Source organism: Microcystis sp. M53603_WE2 (assembly GCF_030065435.1).
The window spans coordinates 1-2,804 of the sequence record NZ_JASJFF010000769.1 but is presented as its reverse complement, the minus strand read 5'-3'; the positions used below and the strand labels follow the sequence as shown (position 1 = coordinate 2,804).

Below are 2,804 nucleotides of genomic sequence, written 5' to 3'. Positions count from 1 at the left end.
TTGTTCATCTGATAAGTTTTGATAATCCATAATTTTGCTAATAAACATAGCAAAATTATAGATGATTTCCTGACCTAAGATCACATTTTATTCTTTTTTCCACTTCAATCTAAGAATTGAGAAAAAAGCAAAAGCTTATATTATACCATAAAAAAATTATGCAAGAGGTCTTATTATGTTTCCCAAAGATGCCAATAATGTAGTTAGATTATTAAATACTTTTTTTAGCTTCTCTTTTTTAGGTATTTTGCTATTCTCTATCGTTAAAAAGCCTCTCAATATTTCCCTGTTAATTTTTGCCTTCCTGAGCATTTTTTTACCTTTAAGTACAGGAACAACACAATCAATGATGAGGTATATGATGACAATATTTCCAATATTTATTATTCTTGGATATTGGAGCCGAAAAAATTGTTATTTTTATGGATTTCTGTGATTCTTGTTTACCTATTTTTTATCCATTCTATTTCTTTGGTATGGTAATTGGGGCTGGATAGCTTAGTTGATCGTGCAGTTGAGTCAAATTACCCTAACTAATAATGCTAACATAGCTCTTTGCTCAGAGAGAGTCGATTGATTTGTTCAAAAATATCAACTAGATAGGGAATTATTGTAATCATAAATTAGAGTTATGATCAAAAATGTTACTGACATTGCCGAATATCTATATCGGTCAATAAAATCAATAACAATTACAGGATAAGCGTTTAAACTTGATCGAGATTTGCTTGATTTAAATACAAAAATACTGAATATTTATCATCATCAGGCCCTGAACGCCAGCAAAAGAAAACCCCACAGACAAAGACCCTGTAATGATAAAATCGACAATGGCGACGGCTTGGCCATTAGTATTTTTTGCGTCGGACTAGCAGGAGATAAAAGCGTGACCTTTAAGATTGGTTTACTCGGTTTCGGGGTTGTGGGGACGGGAACAGCGAAAATCCTCCTCGATCCTTTTGGTCGTCATCCCGTACTCAAAGAGATTACCATTGGACGAGTGGGAGTTAGATCCCTAGATAAACCGAGAGAAATCGAGCTTTCTCCCCAGCTGTTGACCACTGACCTAGAATCGATCGTTACTGACCCCGAAATTGATATTATTGTCGAATTATTGGGGGGTTTGGAACCGGCACGCTCTTTAATTCTCCAAGCAATCGCATCGGGGAAGCACGTTGTTACGGCAAATAAGGCGGTTATTGCCCGTTTTGGCGATGAAATCTACGCCAAGGCCAGTGAAAAAGGGGTTTATGTCCTCCTAGAAGCGGCCGTGGGTGGTGGCATTCCCGTCATTAAACCCTTAAAACAATCCCTCGGCGCTAATCGCATCAGCAGCATCATGGGAATTGTCAACGGCACAACTAACTATATTCTCACGGAAATGAGCCAAAAAGGGACAGATTTTAGCGAAGTTCTGGCTAAAGCTCAGGAATTAGGCTATGCAGAAGCGGATCCCACTGCGGACGTGGATGGATTCGACGCGGCCGATAAAATTGCCATTTTAGCTTCTTTGGGTTTTGGAGGTCGGGTAAAACGGGAAGATGTTTACTGTGAAGGTATCCGGCAAGTTAGCGCCGTCGATATCGCCTACGCTGATAGACTGGGATTTGTGATTAAATTATTAGCGATCGCGAAAGATACGGTTAAGGAAGATTCCGATACCCTAGAGTTGCGGGTTCATCCGACCCTAGTACCGAAAATCCATCCCCTCGCTAATGCTAACGGGGTCTATAACGCTATTCTCGTCGAGGGGGAACCCTTGGGCCAAGTGATGTTTTATGGACCCGGTGCCGGTAGCGGACCGACGGCCAGCGCGGTAGTATCGGATGTGATGAATATCGTCGGAATTTTAAAAAGTAGTGGCAAAACCAAGGAACTTGACCCGCTTTTAAGCTGTATTCACCAGCATTATTGTCAAATCGCCCCGATGGAGTCGTTATCGACCCGTTTTTATGCCCGTTTTCTCTGTCGCGATGTGCCGGGGGTAATCGGTCATTTAGGTATGGCTTTCGGCGACCAGGGGGTTAGTCTAGAATCCGTGGTACAAATTGGTATTAGGGGTGATTTAGCCGAAATTGTCGTTGTCACCCACGATGTGCGCGAGGGCAATTTCCGCAACGCTTTAGCGGCAATAGAGTCTTTAGAAGCTATTGACAGTATTCCTAGTATTCTCCGGGTTTTGTAATTATAGAGATCGCTTTTTTATGGTCATGGGTCGGAGAATCAGAAGTGAGAAAAGTTGGCTAAGTTTAACTAGCACAATTTTGTTATTTTGTCTAGGTTTTTTGGGCTTAAATCAAAAATTAATTTTTGCCCAAGGGTCTGATAATGTTTGTCCCCTGCCGATTTTATCAAGGTTACAACGCCATAAAATCCAAGCGGGAGAAACGATCGCCTCAATCGCCGAAAAATACGCTCTCATCCCGGCAACGATAATTAAACTCAATCCGACTATTCTCAAAAATGGTTTGGCCCCGGTGGGGAAAGAAATCTTCATTCCCCCGATGAACGGCATTCGCATCGAAGCACCCAAGGGTTCCACTTGGCGCGATTTAGAAGCGGCATCAGGTATTCGTGCCGATATACTCTTTGAGCTTAACGGTTGTGGTCGCCGGCCGACAATAGTTTTTATCCCCGGCACCAATTGGTCCGCCGCCGGCAAGCGATCGGATTATACTGGATTAAGTTCTTATCCCTTACCCTTTGCCAGCACTGTCGGATTAGCCTACGGTTGGCAAAAAAGCCCCACGGAACAGAAAAATCTCTTTCATAGTGGTATTGATCTTCTCGCAAATGTTGGTACA

Annotated in this window: 2 protein-coding genes; both read left to right on the top strand. The window is 42.2% G+C overall.

Going from position 1 to position 2,804, the window contains the following annotated elements:
- Nucleotides 1-886 precede the first annotated feature (886 nt).
- Nucleotides 887-2,185, top strand: coding sequence for a homoserine dehydrogenase (locus PX481_RS16570; protein WP_288095054.1), 1,299 nt, complete (start codon nt 887-889; stop codon nt 2,183-2,185).
- Nucleotides 2,186-2,204: 19 nt separating this feature from the next.
- Nucleotides 2,205-2,804, top strand: a 600-nt coding sequence (locus PX481_RS16565) for a LysM peptidoglycan-binding domain-containing protein (RefSeq protein WP_288095052.1), incomplete at its 3' end; no start/stop codon positions are given.